The organism is Chitinophaga dinghuensis (genome assembly GCF_003259435.1).
Lineage (GTDB): Bacteria > Bacteroidota > Bacteroidia > Chitinophagales > Chitinophagaceae > Chitinophaga > Chitinophaga dinghuensis.
In genome coordinates this window covers 518,619-536,199 of sequence record NZ_QLMA01000003.1, presented here as the reverse complement: position 1 = coordinate 536,199, position 17,581 = coordinate 518,619, and the positions used below count along the sequence as shown (strand labels likewise).

Sequence of the window (17,581 nt, the reverse complement as noted above, 5' to 3'; positions counted from 1 at the left end):
ATGTGACGCTTCCGACTGCTACTAAATTTGATTACTTTTAGGACTTTTCCTTTGCATACAAAATTCCCGGTATATGCTATTTAATTATGATACCAAGAAAATACTGACTTTTTCCAACTTGTTGCCGGTGATTTGTGGTATGGCCCTTTTTGCCTGTCAGCAGCCAGCTCCAAAGGTGAAAAAGCCCAGTCCAATTCTCTCTTTACAACAACCGGGAATTAAATATCAGACTTATACCGGCACCCTGGGCAACCGTACGACGGTCGTGTTGCCGGATAGTTCCACTGTCATTCTTAATTCAGCAACCTTGTTGCTGGTACCGGAGAATTACGGCCACCAGGAAAGGCGCATATTACTGGATGGAGATGCCTGGTTTGAGGTAAAGCCAGATACGGCCGTATTTAGTGTGGTAGCGGATAAACTGACGTCTACTGTATTGGGAACCAGTTTCCGTATGCATTGCTTTACGGGGCAGCAGGGCGCTACTGTTTACCTGCTGACGGGCAAACTGAAGGTGGCTAAGAGTTATCATTCTGCCACCGATAATCAACCGGAAATACTGGAAAGAGGGCAGATGATCCTGGCCAACAGGGAAATCGACCTGATGGAAAAGGAGACCTATAACCCGGCAGATGCGGAGCGCTGGCTAAGCGACACCCTACAGTTGGATGATTTACAGGGGTTGCATCTCTGGAGAAAACTGGAGGAATGGTATGGCGTAGAGATCGATGTGAAAGGAAACGCCTCCAAGGCGAAGCCTGTCAACCAAACTTTTGTAAAAGCCTCGCTGGCCCAGGTACTGGATAAACTGGGCAAGGAACAGGGTTTCACCTGGAAGGCCGACAATAACCAGGTAGAGATAAAATTTTAATCGTTCTGCTAACGTATATACTTCTCCGTTAGCAGGCTTTTTATACATTTTTTGTACCTTCTACTCAAATCAACTTTCCATGAAAAAGTTACTATTCGCTATTGCCTTGCTGGGCCTGGTTTCGGCCGCCAAGGCACAGACCCCCAGTTGCTGCCATAAGGATGCCGTTACTGAGTTTGCCGACCTTGCCAATTCTTCCGATTTCAGAAATCAGCATGCCAATCCCCTACCTTATAAATATGAGGGCGCCGAAGGAGAAAATGTGTCTTTTCCAGCTCCTGACGGAAAAGAAGTACATGGCTTTTTGTTCAAAGCAAAAACGCCTTCTGATAAATACCTTTTTGTATTCCAGGAATGGTGGGGACTGAATGATTACATCAAGAAAGAATCTGAAAAGTTGTATAACGATCTCGGTGGGAAAGTGAATGTGCTGGCCCTGGATATGTATGATGGGAAGATTGCCACCAATCGGGAGGATGCCAGTAAACTAATGCAGGCTGCGCCACGGGAACGCCTCCAGGCAATTATGGAGGGCGCCTTGCAGTATGCTGGGAAATCTGCTAAAATTGCTACTATTGGCTGGTGCTTCGGCGGAGGATTATCCCTGCAATCCGGGCTGATAAATGGTAAACAGAATATCGGCGATGTAATGTATTACGGTATGCCGGAAAAAGATATTGAGCGACTTAAAACACTGAATGCGCCAGTACTCGGACTCTTTGCTTCGAAAGATAAAGGCATCAATCCTGAAGTGGTAAAAACATTCAAGGAAAACATGCAGGCAGCAGGAAAGAAATTAACGGTGTACTCCTTTGATGCAGAACATGGTTTCGCTAATCCGAGTAATCCAATATACGATAGCAAAGCCACCACAGAAGCGTATGGCTATGCTATCGCATTTCTTCGTAAGCAGTTTGGTATGAAATAGCAGCAGTTATTCACTTTTCAAACTCTTCGCAGGATTCACCATAGCGGCACGTATACTTTGCATTCCAACAGTAAGTGCCGCTATGATAATCGTGACAATAATAGCAACACCGAATACGCCAGGTCCTAACTCCACATGATAACGGAAATCATTTAGCCAGTTACTCATCAGCCACCATCCCAGCGGGGCTGCAAACAGGAATGATATTAGAATCAGCCGGCCGAATTCCTTCCCGAATAACCACAATATGCCGGGTATCGTTCCTCCCAGCAGTTTACGGATGCCGATTTCCTTTCGTTTTTGCACTACCATAAAGGATACCAACCCATACAAGCCAAGACATGCAATAAATATAGCCAACAGGGAAAACATGCGAATGATTTTCAACATGGTTTCTTCTGTAGTATAGAACTCTGCAATACGGTCATCGAGGAATTGGAAAGAATACATTTTTTCCGGATACATGGCATTCCATACCTTCTCAATCGCAGGTAAGGTAGTCAACATTCTCCGAGTATCGAGCTTAACAGCATAGTACTCATACTGATCCGGATAAATAGCCATGGCGACTGCTCCAATATCATCATGGAGAGAACCGTCATGAAAGTCGGCTACCACCCCGGTAATGGTGGCGACAAAAGCGCCACTACTGATAGAGACAAGCTTGCCTAAGGCTTCTTCCGGAGAAGCTAATCCCAATTTATGTACCATAGTCTCATTGACTATAAACTCCCTCACACTATCCGCAGGAAAAACGTTTTTACCAGCCACCAGCTTCAGTCCGAATGTAGACAGATAATTCTCGTCAATTCCTTTTATACTGGCATGAAAAGCCTCTGGCTCCTGACGATTATCAAAGGTGATGGTAGTCGTCCAGTTTGAATTAGAAGAGGGAGAAGAATAACAGATACTGGCATTCTGTACGCCGGGAATCGCTTCCAGCTCCCGACGAAGGGTCATTCGACTAATATCCTGTTCTTCTGTGCCTACAGGTACCATCACGATAGCTTCCTTATCAAATCCCATATTAAACTCTTTCGCATATTGCATCTGTCGGGTAATGACCAGCATCGCAATGATTAAAACCAATGAGATACTGAACTGCACTACAATTAAGCTTCTCCTAGTATTGAAACCTCCGAGCTGCTGAAAGGAGAGCTTTCCTTTCAATGCCTCCACTGGCTTGAATCCAGATAAGATCAGTCCGGGATAAGCGCCCGCAAGGAAAGTCACAACAACTACCATCAAGAGTATAATAGAAGGCAACAATGGGTTATTGAAAAGATGGAACGGAATCTCTGCATTAAACATCGATCCAAAAAATGGCAATGTGAAATACGACAATATGATCGCTAAAAGTGTAGCCGTTATAGTTATAACACCTGTTTCTGCAATAAATTGCCAAAACAGTTGGCCACGAAAACTCCCAAGCGCTTTCCGGATACCTACTTCCTTACTACGGTTCAAAGCCTGAGCAGTAGCAAGATTAATAAAATTCATGCAGGCGGTTATGAGTAGAAAAACACCGATAAGAGAGAGTATCCATAGATTCTTTTTCTCCATTACTCCATCATAATGGGCATTGAAGTGTACATCCGCAAGCGGTTGCAGCAAATAGTGATGTACATTCTTGTTAGTAGGACGATAGCGCTTTACATATAACTGTAAATCTTTTTCAATAGCCGCAACATTCGCATTCGGCTTCAACCGTACATAGCTATTCAGTCCGGAGGCAATCCCACCCCATGAATCGTCTTTTAGAAACCAATCATTATACACTTTTACAGTAGGCCAGGAAAGAATAATTTTTCCTTTCAGATCGGTATTTCTCGGCAGATCCTGTATTACTCCGGTAATGCGTACCGCTTGCTTATTATCATAATATAATACCTGATTAATAGGATCTTTATCTCCAAAATATTTTTGGGCTATAGATGAAGAAATGATGGCTGTATTAGGTTCATCTAGCGTTTGTGCATTTCCCTGCAACAGTTGAAATGAAAACATTTTCAGATAAGAGGGGTCTGCAAAAACTACCCCAGACTCCTCCTTTATCTTCTTTATATCACTGCCTGATTTCATGGTTAACAAAACAGGACCTGGATCTACTACCCGACACATATCTTCCGCAGATGTATAATCATGGATGAAAGCTTTTCCTAGTGGCGGCGGTACACTTGCGGAATAGAATATACGATCACGGTGTTGCTCCGTAACAAAACGATAGATACGATCACTATCCTTGTGAAAATTATCGAAGCTCAGGTGAAACTGCACTGTCATTGCTATCAGTATACCACAAGTCAGACTCAACGCCAGCCCCAGTATATTCAGCAGGCCGTAGGTTTTGTTCTTTACCAGGTTCCGTAAGGCAACCTTAAAATAATTGCGGATCATAAGGTGTAAATTGATATAATGCCAGTGAGTAACCAATGCAGTGCCCTTAAATCTACATCAATATAATCAAATCCATAAGTATTAAACAAATACACATATGTTCATTTTTGAAACAAATCATGTTCGCTTTCAGTACAAAAAAACAAGCAAAGCAGTATAATTGCTTTGCTTGTCATCCATATTTATCTAGTGGTTGTTAGCTAAGACTAGCGCCTACGCGTAACAGCAGTTCTTTTGTTTTGCGAACACCATCTTCTTCTGACAGGTTGTTACCTTCATATTCAATCCCTACATGGCCTGTGTATCCGGCATCTTTAACAATCTTCATAATACGGGCGAAGTCCATCGTAGTTTCATCTCCTTTATCATTGAAGTCGTATGATTTGGCGCTTACTCCTTTTGCGAAAGGCATCAGTTCCTGGATACCGGTATAACGGTCATAGTCTTGCAGACATTTGGTTTTAGCCCATGCTTCCGGCGTATTACTTTCTGGTTTGGAGCGTTCCAGGCAGAAGTTACCGAAATCCGGTAAGGTACCGCAGTTAGGCATATTGACGGTTTTCATGACACCGCTCAGCCATTTTCCATTGGAGGAGTTGCCGCCATGATTCTCCACGATTACGTTGATGTTATGATCTTTCCCGAATGCAGCGAGTTTCGCCAGCGATTCTGCGGCCGCTTTGGCAACATCCTCTGGATTACCGGCTCCTGCTGCGTTTACGCGGATAGCGTGGCAACCGAGGAACTGTGCCGCTTCTACCCACTTATAGTGGTTTTCGACTGCCTGCAGCCGTTTCTTCAGATCTGCGTCTCCCATTTCCCCTTCCCCATCGCACATAATCAATACGCTTTTCACGCCGTTGTCGTCACAACGTTTCTTCATCTCACCCAGGTAGGTTTTATCTTTCGCTTTATCCTTGAAAAACTGATTTACATACTCTACTGCATGAATATCAAATTCATTTTTGGCACGCAGCGGAAAGTCCAGGTGATTCATTTTTCCAGCAAACAAGGCTTTGTGGAAAGACCATTCTGCCAAAGAAATTTTGAAGAAGAGATCATGGACATTTTCAGTGACCAGTTTATTGCCGGTACTGTCTTTTTTATCCTTGTCATCGGTGGATTGCCCGTTGTTGCAGGCCGCCAGAATAGAAGGAAGGATTCCTAGTCCCATGGTGTAAAGTCCTACCTGGCGCAGGAAATCACGGCGATTGTTCGTATTGCTCATAATAACGTGGTTTTATTTAAATATATCGTTTTTATGAGAATACAGGTTGCTTTTTTTGATGAATGACAGGGAAGGATGCCGGCTTATAAAGCGGCATCTTTCCTGATTCTATGAAAATAAACATAAGATACAGTGAGGATTACAAGGCCCGCCAGTGGCGCTAATGCGAAGAGTGGTCCTTTTACTACCAGGTTGGCAATACCTGCTGAGATTAGTGAAATACCGAATCCTACATAGGCCCATTCTTTGAAACGTGCAGGAATCATTGGCAAGATCAGCAATAGTCCACCTATAATCTTTCCAATACCTAATTCTACGCCGAAATAAGCGGGGAAGCCCATATCTTTCATCCCCTGACGTGCCAGTTCACTGTTGAACCAGATAGCAGGAACGCTATCCAGCAATACAAACAGGGAAGTAAAAATCCAATAGATAATACGATCTTTTTTGGCAATGCGGGAAGTGGTTAAGGTTGTCATAATAAACAGTATAATAGTTAAATAATCGGTTGCTTTCGATGATGTAAAATTATACTGCTTATTCCTTTTTCCTGGGGAGGTATTAAGACATTTACCGGGGTAAATGCGACAACTTATTTACGCAACAGTAATTCTTCCACTGCTTCCGCAAATGCCGCCCCTATTGGAACGGGGAAATGCTGAATATACAGGGAGTTCCTGTCGGCCCGCTCAATCTTGTTATTGGCTACGATATAGGATCTGTGTACCCGTGTAAACATAGATTCAGGGAGGAGATCAATGGCTTCCTGCATAGATAACCTGGAAATAATTTTCTTATCCTTCAGCACGAAATTGACATAGTTACCTGCGCTTTCCAGGTAAAGAATATCATCCAGAATGATTTTCAATTGTTCATATCCGCTCTTGATGAATATATATTCCGGTACATCCCGAACGGTTGTTTGGCGTTGCTTGAGTAACCATAAGCCATGTACTTTATTGCATGCTTTAATGAAACGTGCCAGGGAGAAAGGTTTGAGCAGATAGTCGATGGCATCCAGTTCAAAACTTTTCACCGCATGTTCTGAATATGCGGTTGTAAAAACGGTCATTGGCGGCTCCGGCATGCTGGTGAGGAAGTCGAGCCCGGAGATGTCCGGCATTTTAATATCCAGGAAGAGGAGATCGATTTTCTCCTTGTTCAGGAATTCCATTGCTTCGAAGGCATTGGTAAAATAGCCTTTCATCTCCAGGAAAGGCACCATGGCAGCGTGATTCTTAATCACCGTCAACGCAACGGGTTCATCATCTATAGCTATTGCAGTGAGTTTCATAAATTCAGTTACCTTTTACATCATTTTTCCAAAAAACAATTTCTTCGCCTGCTGCCAGAATAATCTGATAGAAGCGGGTTCTCGTTGTTTCCATTCTCTGACCAGCTGTTCTGCCTGTTGACGGCGGATCGCATTACTTTCTTCCATCAGGTAGTCCATAAGTTCTTTGTCTGCCGCCGTGGCAGCATCCTGAAAATGTTCCTGTAGTTCCCGGCCTTTTTCCTGTTCCAGTTTGGCATTCAGCATACCTTGTGAGCTCGCAGCAGCCAGTCTTTCATCATATTCGCCTCTGGGCATCAGCATTTTACTGAGCAGGGGCATGATTTCAATGAGCGTAATAATAAATACAATCAGGCGGTAGCGTTGTTTCAGCGGAGGATGGCTGTCGGTCAGATCATGCAGGGCTTCAATCTGTGCCAGAAAGCCATCTGTAAGGCTACTGGTATAGGCCAGTACTTTGATACTATCAACAGATCGCATATGTGCCAGTTGTTCTTCCAGTACGGCTTGTTGGGGCGCCAGTTGTTTGCGCAATCCGGCGAGTTCTTCTTCTGATGAGATCCAGGCAGTTTTTTTCACGCGGGCAACGGCCTGTTCGCCGATTCTGCCAGATCCGCCAGTACCGTCTGTTTCCTTGATATAACCGTCTTTATAGTCTTTTGTTTGTGCTTCTTTCTGTGCGATGTTTTTATTTAGTTTATCAAGGTCCGATAAAAACATTTGTCGCTGTACCGCATTTTGTTTGACGAGGGAATCTTTGAAAGCATCGATTTTTGTTTGCTTATTAATTTCCAGTTGTGCGTTGATATCTTTTTTGAAGAGCATCAGCACAACCGGTTGGGAGATAAACAATCCAATGGTGATGGCCAGCAGTAGCCGGAATACGACCGGCATCCATTTATTATTACCATTGCTGCGTGTCATGGCGGCAATGAGGGTGCGATCAATACTGAGAATGGCGAAGCCGAAGAAGAGGGCCAGCGCCAATACAATCATATCGTCGCTGACGATGGTGGAGAAAAAATATCCCCAGGCAAGGGTGGCAAACATCCAGGTGACAAATACCGCGATACCAACGATGCGGTAGCGTTCTTTCTCTGTTTTGCATTCTTTCAGGATGTCGGTATCAGCAGCAGAAAGCCACCACAAGAATTTTGTGATGGCATCTGGTTCTGTCTGAGCAGGTTGAATTTTGTTTTCTGATGAAGTTGTCATGGTCTGTTTATCAATTCACATCAATGGTAAGATGTACAAAAAATCCGGTGCCGGTTTGTCTTATACTGAGTTCGTGTTTGTCGGGATAAAGTAATACCAGTCGCTCTTTCACATTGTTCAGTCCTATACCTAAGCTATCTCTTTCCGGATCATTTTCAGGACGGGGATGTACTGTATTATATACATCGAAAAATATTTTCTCCTCGCTGCAGGACATTGAAATGACTATACTAGATTTATTTCTAAGGCTGATTCCATGTTTGAAAGCATTTTCGACAAAGGGGATCAGCAGCATAGGAGCAATATCATGACGGCAGTTTGTTTCATCGATATTCACATCAATTTTGATATCGGGAGACACGAGTACACGCAGTCGCTGTAGATCAATATAGTTCTGAAGATACGCAACTTCTTTATCCAACGGAATTTTTTCCAGATGGTTATCGTGCAGCATGAATCGCATCATATCCCCTAGTTTCTGAATACCTTCACTGGTACGGGCGGCTTCTTCCTGCAATGCGGTTCCATAGAGTGTATTCAGTGCATTGAAAAGGAAATGCGGGTTAATTTGTGTGCGGAGGAAATCCAGATTTGCGGCGGAATGCCCGAGCGCTTTCTGGAGGCCGGTAACGGTAGCCTGTTGCTGGAGCCTCGACTTAAACAGCATCCAGCAAAGTGGCAATATCAATATCACGCAGAACAGCAGGCATAGTAAGCCCATGGGTACACTGATGTTGGCGTTGCGATGGGATATCAGGGCAAAAATAATTACCATTAAGGTATTAGCCGTCAACAGTAAGATGGACAGGTCTCTCCATAGTACACGTTTGTTGCGATGCCCTTCATATTCCGGGAATATGCGGTATTGGGTAAAGTAGTACACAGCCATTATTACGGGTCCTGAGAAGAAGATGACTTTCCTGGTAGTACTAAAGGTTACAGCCACTAACGCCGCCCAAATGACACCCATAATCAACAGTTCTTTCGCGCCTTTTGCAGGAAGGAATTTTTCTGTCACCCAACGATGCAGGTATCCGGCATAGAGGGTTTTGAAAACGTAATAGATCACATACAGGATGGCATATACGGCGGTGCTGAGAAAGGCCATTTTTGCGAATTGCATATGGGCGCCCCGAATGGAGGAATACCGTCCCAGCATGTAGCCATAGGTATAAGAGTTAGTGACGAGCAGGGCGAAAAAGAGGATTACCAAAACCAGGAAGGTTAACATGGCGCCGGCAACCCATTTTCTTTTTTCAAAAAAATAGGGGCCAATCAGGAAACTCATTGCTACAAAGGAAAGGTATAGAAATACGATTTTCCCCATGGCGGGCATTACATAATGCAGGTAATAATCGTATACCTGGTGATATTGGGCGAATTTATAGGCATAAGGACCGTCTACGGAGATCCGTCCGTCATGGGACATGAAAGAAGGCCCCAGGAGATTGATCAGCGCCAGCAGGAAGATTCCTGTAGCCACTCCAAATTCAATTTTTCGCAATTGTTGCTGATTCATATAAGGCTTTAATATTTACAGCAATATTAAGCATTGGCTGTTGCTGCGGTAATAAAATGGGATGAAATAGCAATATTCTGTTACGAATGCCTGCAAATCCCGGCTGCGCTTTGATTTCTGCGCGGTTATGCGTAATTTCAGGGTACTTAACCTCATACACTATGTCCAACGCTAACCGCCGACAATTCATCGGCACCGCCGCGGCGCTTGCCGTAGGCGCGGTGACCGCCTCAGCAAAACCATTTGCTCCCTCAAAAAGCCTCCAGCCCTTGATTCATCACGTTTTTTTCTGGCTGAAAAATCCGCATTCTGTGGAAGACAGGAATAAACTAATTGAAGGAGTGAGAGGACTGGGTAAAATCGAAAGTATCCGCACCTTACATGTAGGGGTGGTGGCGGATACAGAGAAAAGAGAAGTGGTAGATGGCTCCTGGGATGTATCAGAGATGATCTTCTTTGATGACATTTCCGGCCAGGCATCGTATCAGACCCATCCCGTACATCTGGAGTTTGTCAAAAATTACGGGCATTTATGGGAACGCGTGGTTGTTTATGATGCCATGACTATTTAGTACCTTCTGACGGCTCCTGTGCGTTAAACGTCAGAAAGGAAACAAACAATGGATGAAAGCATACTAACCCATTACCTGGATGCAGAACAGGTATCAGCTTAAGAATGGCGATGCTGCTGCTATTCAATCGCAGTAAATCCGGGTTAACTGTATATTTAGATACAGGGCGCCAACACCCTAGTAGGGGGAAGTGTTGGGAAGTCAGGTATCGGCGCCACTGCAATATTTTAGTTCAGGGAATAGCCCTCTGCAGCATCTAAGGCAGAGAGATTATCTGCATCTCTGTGAAATTCATGTCCAAAGTTGTCACTGTAGGCGGCATAGCCTATAAAACTGATGATCTCCGCTTCTGCATCACAGGTGGCATAAGCAGGATGACGGTCTATCAGATTAAAATACGCCTCTCCCATGCCCACAATAAATGCCCGGCAATAGAGGAAGCCCTCATCAGAACCATCCGTATAAAAATGTATTTCCTCCCGGTTGATCTGATGGAGTTTGGCCTCGAGTATCCGAATAAACCGCACCAGATCGGCCTTTTCCAGATCGAGTAACCGTGTCTTTATACAACTGGCAATTTCTACTGACAACAATTCGCTCAATTCAAAAATAAGTTCCGGTTCGTTTGTTCTAATGCCTGTCTGTCGCATTTTATCTGCTCCAGGAATATCCTTCCAGGATGCGTCTATTAAAGCCCAAAATTGTTGTTCGTCCATGTATTCATTATTCTGACATCAAAACTAAGCTGTCGGTACGCAATAGAATTGCGTAGTGCAATTACACTGTGAAGAATAAAGTTTTTCTCCTATCTTGAGGCGTGTAGAGATCACCTTTATCCGCGCCGGAACCATCCGTAAAATGGTAGATTACATATTGCTAAACTTTCCACAATGAAGAGAAAACATTTGCTCACCGCGCTGCTGGCATGCGGCAGCTTTATGGTACATGCTCAGGACAAAGCCAAACCTGAAGACACAGAAGTATGGGAACCCGTTCCAAAAGTGGTTACTCCCGGTAAAATCACCTTCGACAATGCGCCTTCAGATGCCATCATTTTATTTGACGGTAAAAACCTCAATGAATGGGTATCTGTGGCAGACAGAACCAAGCCGGCTGGCTGGGATGTAAAAGATAATGTTATGACGGTCAACAAATCCGCCGGCAATATCGAAACCAAAAGAGCCTTCTCCAATTACCAGTTACATATCGAATGGCGTATTCCTGCCAATATCACAGGCAGCGGTCAGGCCCGCGGTAACAGCGGCCTCTTTCTCGCCTCTATAGGTAAAGGTGATGGTGGCTATGAACTGCAAATCCTTGACAGCTACAATAATAAAACCTATGTCAACGGAATGGCAGGCAGTATCTACAAACAATTTATTCCCCTCGCTAATCCGGCCCGTAAACCAGGAGAATGGCAGACGTACGATATTATCTGGACAGCTCCCGTTTTCAATGGCGATGGCTCCCTGCAATCTCCGGCCCGCGTAACAGTATTCTTCAATGGCATACTAGTACAAAATAATACCTCCCTGCTCGGACCTACCCAATATATCGGTAAACCGTCCTATGCACAGGCACACGGCGCCTCTCCTATCAAATTGCAGGCGCATGGCGATAAAAGCGAACCTATCAGCTTCCGCAATATCTGGATCAGAGAATTATAATTACGGTAACGCCTCTACGTTACTGTAATGGAAATAAAAATGCCGGGAAACAAACTGTTCTCCGGCATTTTTGTTGATACCTGATAAGGCATAACTTTTTTATCATGACGGAATCACTTAAAATAGCGGTAGCCTGCCAGGCCGCTGCTAAAGACAGTCCCAGTCATACTGATAGTGGCGCTGATATTGCCTGTGCACTGAGAAATCTTCCGATGACTGTTATTACTCCTGCAAAAAATCCCTATATCGATAAAGATAGTGACTGGGTATTCCCCGATACCGCGAAAGGGATTGAACATGCGGTGAATAGCGGGGCAGACTGCATTTGGCTGAACACTTGTCTCACCGCAGATCATCCCATCACCACCTGGCTGAACAGAGGTATCCGCGTGGTAGGACAACATCCTATGCTCTCCGGTATGTACAACGATAAATGGAATACTTTGCTGCTGCTGAAAGACAATGATATTCCCGTTCCTGAAGCGGAACTACTACCATATGACGCCTTCCGGAATTATAATAAAAAGCTCCGTTACCCGTTGGTAGCAAAGGCTATTCGGGGACATCACCGCGATACGATTGCGATTATCCGGAATAAAGAGGACTTCCAGGAAGCGCTGACTAAAATGTTTGATGTAGACAGACACGGTACCGCTGTGCTGCTGGAATCCTTTCTGCCGGGCGAAGAAATCGCCGTGACGATCATGCCGGCCGGCACTTACAATATAGCAGGAAAAACAGTTGTACAGGAAAGTCCATGGCATCTCCCAGGTGTAAAACGACTGGACCATCATAACAGCATCTCACCGGAAACCAATCCAGCTACCATTCTTCAGGATAATAAAGTGCTGAACGATAAAGAAGAAAATACCATGCAGGTGCAGGCTGCCTATCAACATTGTGAAGCGGCAGCCAGACTGGTAGGTATCCGTGCGCCTATACAAATCGATTGCCGCGCTGATGCCACCGGTACATTTACCCTCATCGACCTCAACATGCAACCCGCGCTGCCAGGTCCTTCCAGGTTTCACCGGCGGAATATGGAAAGTCTGACCGGCATAGCCGCCGCTAAAATCGGCTGGACCTACCCTGAGCTACTAGAGAACATACTCGCTCAAAATTGGGGCCTATAGCATTTTTAAAAAATTTGCCTACCTTTGCGTCACTATGTGATTCTGATCCTTCCAAAAATATAGCACCAAGCTATTGCAGGCCACCCGGCACTGCTATTTCTCATATACACATATTTCTTAACTAAAATTTACTGACATGAAACTGACATCCTGCCAACGGACGCCTCATTTATTTGCTCATCTCTCAACCCAATTTCCATGCTACTTAACGCACAAAATATATCCTTCCGTCAACCTGATTCCACCAGCATTTTCGAACATGTCTCCTTTACAATAGAGAAAGGCGAAAAGGCCGCTATTGTTGGAAAAAACGGAGTAGGGAAAAGTACCTTACTCAAAATCATTGCCGGAAAATTACCGGATTATCAAGGCAGTTTATTGATCAGTGGTTCACTGTATTATGTGCCACAGCACTATGGTCATTTTGATCAGCAAACAGTAGCTGGCGCATTGGGTATTTCCCATCTGACAGCCGCTATGCAGGCCATAGAAAACGGTTCTGTAGCGCAGGAGGATTACGATATAATGGAACATAACTGGGATATCGTGGCCAGATGCGAAGAAGCCTTTGCTGAATGGGGATTAACAGGTATACGCCTCGATCAGTCTTTACTGGCGCTGAGTGGCGGTATGAAAACGAAACTATTCCTTGCAGGGATCTCTATTTTTTCGCCAGACATTGTACTGCTGGATGAGCCCACCAATCACCTGGATCGTAAAGCCAGAGCGCAGTTGCATGAGTGGATGGCCACTACCAACTGCGCAGTATTACTCACCAGTCATGACCGGGAACTACTGCGGTTATGCGAGCCTATCATGGAGCTTACAGCTGATGGTATGCAGGAATACGGAGGCAATTATGATCTGTATGCCTCGCAAAAAGAACAGGAAACCGCCGCAAAGGAGCAGCAGCTCGACTTTCACAAAAAGGCCCTGAAAGAGGCCAGAAAGAAGCAGCAGGAAGCACTGGAACGCAAGCAGCATGCCGATGCGCAAGCGAGGAAAAAAAGTAAGTTCAGTTCTGAACCGAAAATCCTGTTGAATGGCCGGAAAGTAGCGGCAGAAAACAGTACCGGAAAATTAAAACAGGTCCATGCGGATAAAATCGGGAATATCCGGGAATCCTTACAGGACGCGGCCGGACTGGTACAGATGCAACAGATGATGAAAGGTTTCTTTGAGAATGCCATCCTGCATAATGGAAAAGTATTATTCCAGGCAGATGATATGAACTTCGGGTATACGGAGCAGTCGCCATTATGGCAAACGCCGCTTACTTTTACTATTCGTAGTGGAGATCGTATAGCCATTACCGGTAGTAACGGCGCTGGTAAATCTACTTTATTGCAATTATTGTTGGGGAAACTGCAACCGAGTGCTGGCAGCTTACAGCGAGCCGCTTTTTCCAGCGTATTGCTGGATCAGGATTATACGTTGATAGACAGGAACAAAACGTTGCTGGAACAAGCGTTTGCCTACAATGAACGGAAACTGGAGCCCGCGCAGATACATACCATGTTGGCTAATTTCATCTTTAAGCCGGACACATGGAATAAACCCTGTTCTGTACTGAGCGGAGGAGAAATGCTGCGTTTATCGCTTTGTTGTATGATACTTCAGAATCAAACGCCGGACGTCATCTTCCTGGATGAGCCGGTCAATAACCTGGACCTGGTCAATATTACTATGTTGGGAAAGATTTTCGCGGAATACAGGGGAACGATGATCCTGATTTCGCATGATCGATCTTTTACTGAAGATATTGGTATTACCAGGGAAATAATATTGGAGTAGCCTTTTGGCTACTCCAACGGTTTTCTGCGACCTGTATTATCGATCACATAGTATTTTTCGCCTTCAATGAGCAGGCCCTGGTGGTGGCCTTCATGTTGGTCAACATCTACGCCTATCACTTTACCATTATATTTTGTGACGATGGTGGTATCTGTGATCGTATGTCCTACGATGATTTTTTTGCAATTATAAAATTGTAAGGTACTGTCGACAACCGCCATGCTGGCAGCGGGGTCCATAAAATAGCCACGGTACCAGAAGGGGGCTCTGCTATCGAAGAATACTTGCATGGAATCGGGTAATTGTTTTCTGGGAGTGCCTAATGCGGGTCTTACGGTTTCGTTGATGCGTTCGAGTGACCATCCTTTGCGTAGCAGATCTGGGGATAGGCCAGCATGCATCACCAGCAGATCGCCGATTTGTTCCATCACATTTTTGCTCCGCAGCCATCTGCCAAGTTCCGTATCGGTAGCGAAAACGGTACGCATATCGCGCCCCATTAGCCAGGCATTTTTGAAATAGCTGGCATCGGTGTATCGGAAGTCGCCACTCAGTTGCATCACATCATGATTTCCGAGTACTACATGCACGGCGCCACCTGCGGCGGCAGCTTTATCTTCCAGGCTATAGAGGAGCCACAGCCAGGGCATTACTGCCACTCCTCTGTCAAATAAATCGCCGGCAATAACGAGGTTACCTTTCCCGAAAGTCCAGTTAAACTGCGGATCAATGACTCCTGCGGCCAGGAGTAGTTGTTTGCCCGCATCAAACTCGCCTTCAATATCAGAGAGTATAAAAACCTTGTCTGCCTTTGGGCTGATAGAGGATTGGATTTTTATGTCTTGTTTTAATTGTACCGAAAATCCGCCTGTTTGTAATGCAGGAGTTTTGTCTTTCGGATAAGTTTTTGTTTCAACGGATCTCAGATCTTCCCGTTGAAAAATTGTTTTCACAATGGCGCTGTCTCCTTTGTAGTAGACGTATGGTCCATCAGCATATTGCTGTGCAAATGCAGCAAGTGGCATCAAGGAAACAGCCAGAATAGCTTTGAGTTTGAGCATGATTAAATTAGAAAATAAATGACCGAGGGATATATGAAGATACGGATCAAATGCAATAAAAAAAAGCCACCTGTTGGTGGCTTTTTACGGTATACTATTCCTGGATTATTTTAATAGGCGCCTTTAGGCCAGATGCTGGATTGCACTTCAGCGATATGTTGTTTTTGCAACAGCAGCATGCAAAGGCGTGATTGGCCGATACCGCCGCCCATAGACAGTGGATAGGCGCTGTTCAGGACATTGGAATGGAATTCCAGTGCGGCGCGTTCTTCACAATTTTTGAGTGCGAGTTGTTTTTTCAATGCAGTCGCATCTACGCGGATACCCATGGAAGAGATTTCCAGTGCGCTATTGAGTGCTGGGTTCCAGATGAGAATATCTCCATTGAGGCCATGGTAGCCATCTTCGTTGGCAGTGGTCCAGTCGTCATAATCAGGGGCACGATCATCATGTACCTGGCTATTGCTGAGTGGGCCGCCTATACCCATGACGAATACTGCGCCGTATTGACGGGTAATTTCATTCTCTCTTTCTTTTGGAGTGAGATCCGGGTATTGTTTGAGTAGGTCTTCGCTATGAATAAAGTGAATGGTTGCTGGCAGATCCAGTGCCTGACCGGTTTCGGCGGCTACCATATCATTAGTAGCTCTAACTGCCTGATAAATAGCGTTCACTGTTTGTCTGAGATATGCCAGGGTGCGGTCTTGCTGGCTGATGCGTTTTTCCCAGTCCCATTGGTCTACGAAGAAACTATGGATGGGCGATATTACTTCATCCGGGCGGATAGCGCGCATATCCGTCACGATGCCGTGTCCGGAAGGTGTTTCCAGTTCATGGAGACGCATACGTTTCCATTTAGCGAGAGATTGCACTATTTCCACAGATTCGGAAACGCCTTTCAGTTGGAACTGAACAGGTTTTTCCACGCCATTAAGATCATCATTAAAACCAGTTCCGGATTTCACAAACAGAGGGGCTGTCACTTTAATCAGGGACAGCTGCTGGCACAGTTGAGTAGCGAAGAAATCCTTCACCTGTGCAATAATTTGTTCTTTCGCGAGCATATCGCTTTGTGCTGATGTTTTGGCCGTCGGTTGCATAATACTTCCGTTGCTTTTTCTATGTTAATTATATGACTTTGTTAGAATATATTTTACAAAAGTCGTGATTTATGCGACAATATTCAAAAATATTATCCAAATAATGAAATATTTTTAAACAAAACCGCCATTTTATTGCAAAATGAACAAAATCGGGTCACATTTTAACAAAATCTGTTAATTATGCATTGAACCAGCAGTGTATTTAGGTGTTGATTAAAGTGAACCTAAAATGTCTTTATATGGAAAGTCATCATCATCGGGAGGAGACGCATATAGGAGCGTTGATAACCGCGCAGGATCAGGCTGTCAGCGACAGGGATTTCAATGCGGCAGTAGAATATTTTCAATATGATGTAAAGATATTTGACATAGTGGGGCCACTGCAGGATCAAGGGGCCAGAGAATTGAAAAACCGGTTAATGGCATGGATGGAGACTTTCAGTGAAGAGCCAGCGCTGCTCTCAACCCATCAACTGGTGGTAGTCGCCGAAGAATCTGTTGCATTCAGCAATTGTCTCAAGCACATGAATGCGCAGTTAAAAACCGGAAAAAAAGTGGATATGTATTGGCGGGAAACCCTTTGCTGGGAGAAGTTACAAGGCGAATGGAAGATTGTGGCTTCACATAGTTCTGTGCCGTTCAATACAGCGACGGGAATGGCGGAAGTGGGATTAAAAGTTTGATGATACACTTCTACTAAATGCGTTTCAATTTTACATCCATCAGGAAAAATCCACGTCATACCAAAAGAAAACAGCCATGAGCAAACTATTACCCATGGCCGTTTTCAACAATTTTC

At 44.7% G+C, this 17,581-nt stretch carries 16 protein-coding genes; 7 read left to right on the top strand and 9 right to left on the bottom strand.

Going from position 1 to position 17,581, the window contains the following annotated elements:
- Positions 1–73: 73 nt before the first annotated feature.
- Together CLV59_RS11270 and CLV59_RS11265 are read left to right on the top strand one after the other, a co-directional pair.
- The gene (locus CLV59_RS11270) at positions 74–871 is read left to right on the top strand and encodes a FecR family protein (protein ID WP_111592128.1); all 798 of its coding nucleotides are present in this window, start codon (positions 74–76) and stop codon (positions 869–871) included.
- Positions 872–950: 79 nt separating this feature from the next.
- Positions 951–1,799: a dienelactone hydrolase family protein gene (locus tag CLV59_RS11265; protein WP_111592127.1), complete on the top strand. Its 849-nt coding sequence runs from the start codon at positions 951–953 to the stop codon at positions 1,797–1,799.
- Positions 1,800–1,805: 6 nt separating this feature from the next.
- On the opposite strand, the gene CLV59_RS11260 is transcribed toward CLV59_RS11265, so the two are convergent.
- The 6 genes from CLV59_RS11260 to CLV59_RS11235 all read right to left on the bottom strand — a co-directional run bounded on the left by CLV59_RS11260 (position 1,806) and on the right by CLV59_RS11235 (position 9,452).
- The gene (locus CLV59_RS11260) at positions 1,806–4,196 is read right to left on the bottom strand and encodes an ABC transporter permease (RefSeq protein WP_111592126.1); all 2,391 of its coding nucleotides are present in this window, start codon (positions 4,194–4,196) and stop codon (positions 1,806–1,808) included.
- A gap of 196 nt (positions 4,197–4,392) precedes the next feature.
- Entirely contained in the window at positions 4,393–5,424 is a 1,032-nt protein-coding gene (locus CLV59_RS11255; protein ID WP_111592125.1) for a sugar phosphate isomerase/epimerase family protein, read from the bottom strand.
- An 83-nt stretch (positions 5,425–5,507) separates the two neighbouring features.
- Entirely contained in the window at positions 5,508–5,903 is a 396-nt protein-coding gene (locus tag CLV59_RS11250) for a DoxX family protein (RefSeq protein ID WP_111592124.1), read from the bottom strand.
- A 113-nt stretch (positions 5,904–6,016) separates the two neighbouring features.
- Positions 6,017–6,718 carry a LytR/AlgR family response regulator transcription factor gene (locus tag CLV59_RS11245; protein ID WP_111592123.1) on the bottom strand — a complete coding sequence of 234 codons (702 nt, stop codon included), beginning with the start codon at positions 6,716–6,718 and terminating at the stop codon, positions 6,017–6,019.
- Positions 6,719–6,733: 15 nt separating this feature from the next.
- On the bottom strand, positions 6,734–7,933 hold the full coding sequence (locus tag CLV59_RS11240) for a DUF4407 domain-containing protein (RefSeq protein ID WP_111592122.1): 1,200 nt from the start codon (positions 7,931–7,933) through the stop codon (positions 6,734–6,736).
- A 10-nt stretch (positions 7,934–7,943) separates the two neighbouring features.
- The gene (locus tag CLV59_RS11235) at positions 7,944–9,452 is read right to left on the bottom strand and encodes a sensor histidine kinase (RefSeq protein WP_245950852.1); all 1,509 of its coding nucleotides are present in this window, start codon (positions 9,450–9,452) and stop codon (positions 7,944–7,946) included.
- A 161-nt stretch (positions 9,453–9,613) separates the two neighbouring features.
- Here CLV59_RS11235 and CLV59_RS11225 point away from each other — a divergent pair, with 161 nt between their 5' ends.
- Complete coding sequence (locus tag CLV59_RS11225) at positions 9,614–10,024, top strand: Dabb family protein (protein ID WP_111592120.1); 411 nt, start codon at positions 9,614–9,616, stop codon at positions 10,022–10,024.
- A gap of 227 nt (positions 10,025–10,251) precedes the next feature.
- On the opposite strand, the gene CLV59_RS11220 is transcribed toward CLV59_RS11225, so the two are convergent.
- On the bottom strand, positions 10,252–10,740 hold the full coding sequence (locus tag CLV59_RS11220; protein ID WP_111592119.1) for a DUF4240 domain-containing protein: 489 nt from the start codon (positions 10,738–10,740) through the stop codon (positions 10,252–10,254).
- A gap of 174 nt (positions 10,741–10,914) precedes the next feature.
- On the opposite strand from CLV59_RS11220, the gene CLV59_RS11215 reads away from it, so the two are divergent.
- The 3 genes from CLV59_RS11215 to CLV59_RS11205 all read left to right on the top strand — a co-directional run bounded on the left by CLV59_RS11215 (position 10,915) and on the right by CLV59_RS11205 (position 14,618).
- Positions 10,915–11,691, top strand: coding sequence for a 3-keto-disaccharide hydrolase (locus tag CLV59_RS11215; protein ID WP_111592118.1), 777 nt, complete (start codon positions 10,915–10,917; stop codon positions 11,689–11,691).
- A gap of 104 nt (positions 11,692–11,795) precedes the next feature.
- Positions 11,796–12,824, top strand: a complete 1,029-nt coding sequence (locus CLV59_RS11210; RefSeq protein ID WP_111592117.1) for a D-alanine--D-alanine ligase family protein — start codon at positions 11,796–11,798, stop codon at positions 12,822–12,824.
- Between the two features lie 198 nt (positions 12,825–13,022).
- Positions 13,023–14,618 (top strand): ABC-F family ATP-binding cassette domain-containing protein, encoded by a 1,596-nt coding sequence (locus CLV59_RS11205; protein WP_111592116.1) that lies wholly within the window; start codon positions 13,023–13,025, stop codon positions 14,616–14,618.
- An 8-nt stretch (positions 14,619–14,626) separates the two neighbouring features.
- Here CLV59_RS11205 and CLV59_RS11200 read toward each other — a convergent pair whose 3' ends face one another.
- Positions 14,627–15,679: a metallophosphoesterase gene (locus CLV59_RS11200; protein ID WP_111592115.1), complete on the bottom strand. Its 1,053-nt coding sequence runs from the start codon at positions 15,677–15,679 to the stop codon at positions 14,627–14,629.
- Between the two features lie 110 nt (positions 15,680–15,789).
- Positions 15,790–16,779: an aspartate--ammonia ligase gene (asnA, locus tag CLV59_RS11195; RefSeq protein ID WP_111592114.1), complete on the bottom strand. Its 990-nt coding sequence runs from the start codon at positions 16,777–16,779 to the stop codon at positions 15,790–15,792.
- A gap of 242 nt (positions 16,780–17,021) precedes the next feature.
- Between asnA and CLV59_RS11190 the strand changes: the two genes are divergently transcribed.
- Positions 17,022–17,465 carry a YybH family protein gene (locus CLV59_RS11190; RefSeq protein ID WP_111592113.1) on the top strand — a complete coding sequence of 148 codons (444 nt, stop codon included), beginning with the start codon at positions 17,022–17,024 and terminating at the stop codon, positions 17,463–17,465.
- Positions 17,466–17,581: the final 116 nt, after the last annotated feature.

Excerpts from the sequence above, each read along its gene's own strand:
- CLV59_RS11200 (WP_111592115.1), bottom strand. The coding sequence starts at position 15,679 with ATGCTCAAACTCAAAGCTATTCTGGCTGTTTCCTTGATGCCACTTGCT.
- CLV59_RS11215 (WP_111592118.1), top strand. The coding sequence starts at position 10,915 with ATGAAGAGAAAACATTTGCTCACCGCGCTGCTGGCATGCGGCAGCTTT.
- CLV59_RS11210 (WP_111592117.1), top strand. The coding sequence starts at position 11,796 with ATGACGGAATCACTTAAAATAGCGGTAGCCTGCCAGGCCGCTGCTAAA.
- CLV59_RS11260 (WP_111592126.1), bottom strand. The coding sequence starts at position 4,196 with ATGATCCGCAATTATTTTAAGGTTGCCTTACGGAACCTGGTAAAGAAC.
- CLV59_RS11245 (WP_111592123.1), bottom strand. The coding sequence starts at position 6,718 with ATGAAACTCACTGCAATAGCTATAGATGATGAACCCGTTGCGTTGACG.
- CLV59_RS11250 (WP_111592124.1), bottom strand. The coding sequence starts at position 5,903 with ATGACAACCTTAACCACTTCCCGCATTGCCAAAAAAGATCGTATTATC.
- asnA (WP_111592114.1), bottom strand. The coding sequence starts at position 16,779 with ATGCAACCGACGGCCAAAACATCAGCACAAAGCGATATGCTCGCGAAA.
- CLV59_RS11240 (WP_111592122.1), bottom strand. The coding sequence starts at position 7,933 with ATGACAACTTCATCAGAAAACAAAATTCAACCTGCTCAGACAGAACCA.
- CLV59_RS11225 (WP_111592120.1), top strand. The coding sequence starts at position 9,614 with ATGTCCAACGCTAACCGCCGACAATTCATCGGCACCGCCGCGGCGCTT.
- CLV59_RS11220 (WP_111592119.1), bottom strand. The coding sequence starts at position 10,740 with ATGGACGAACAACAATTTTGGGCTTTAATAGACGCATCCTGGAAGGAT.
- CLV59_RS11235 (WP_245950852.1), bottom strand. The coding sequence starts at position 9,452 with ATGAATCAGCAACAATTGCGAAAAATTGAATTTGGAGTGGCTACAGGA.
- CLV59_RS11255 (WP_111592125.1), bottom strand. The coding sequence starts at position 5,424 with ATGAGCAATACGAACAATCGCCGTGATTTCCTGCGCCAGGTAGGACTT.
- CLV59_RS11270 (WP_111592128.1), top strand. The coding sequence starts at position 74 with ATGCTATTTAATTATGATACCAAGAAAATACTGACTTTTTCCAACTTG.
- CLV59_RS11190 (WP_111592113.1), top strand. The coding sequence starts at position 17,022 with ATGGAAAGTCATCATCATCGGGAGGAGACGCATATAGGAGCGTTGATA.
- CLV59_RS11205 (WP_111592116.1), top strand. The coding sequence starts at position 13,023 with ATGCTACTTAACGCACAAAATATATCCTTCCGTCAACCTGATTCCACC.
- CLV59_RS11265 (WP_111592127.1), top strand. The coding sequence starts at position 951 with ATGAAAAAGTTACTATTCGCTATTGCCTTGCTGGGCCTGGTTTCGGCC.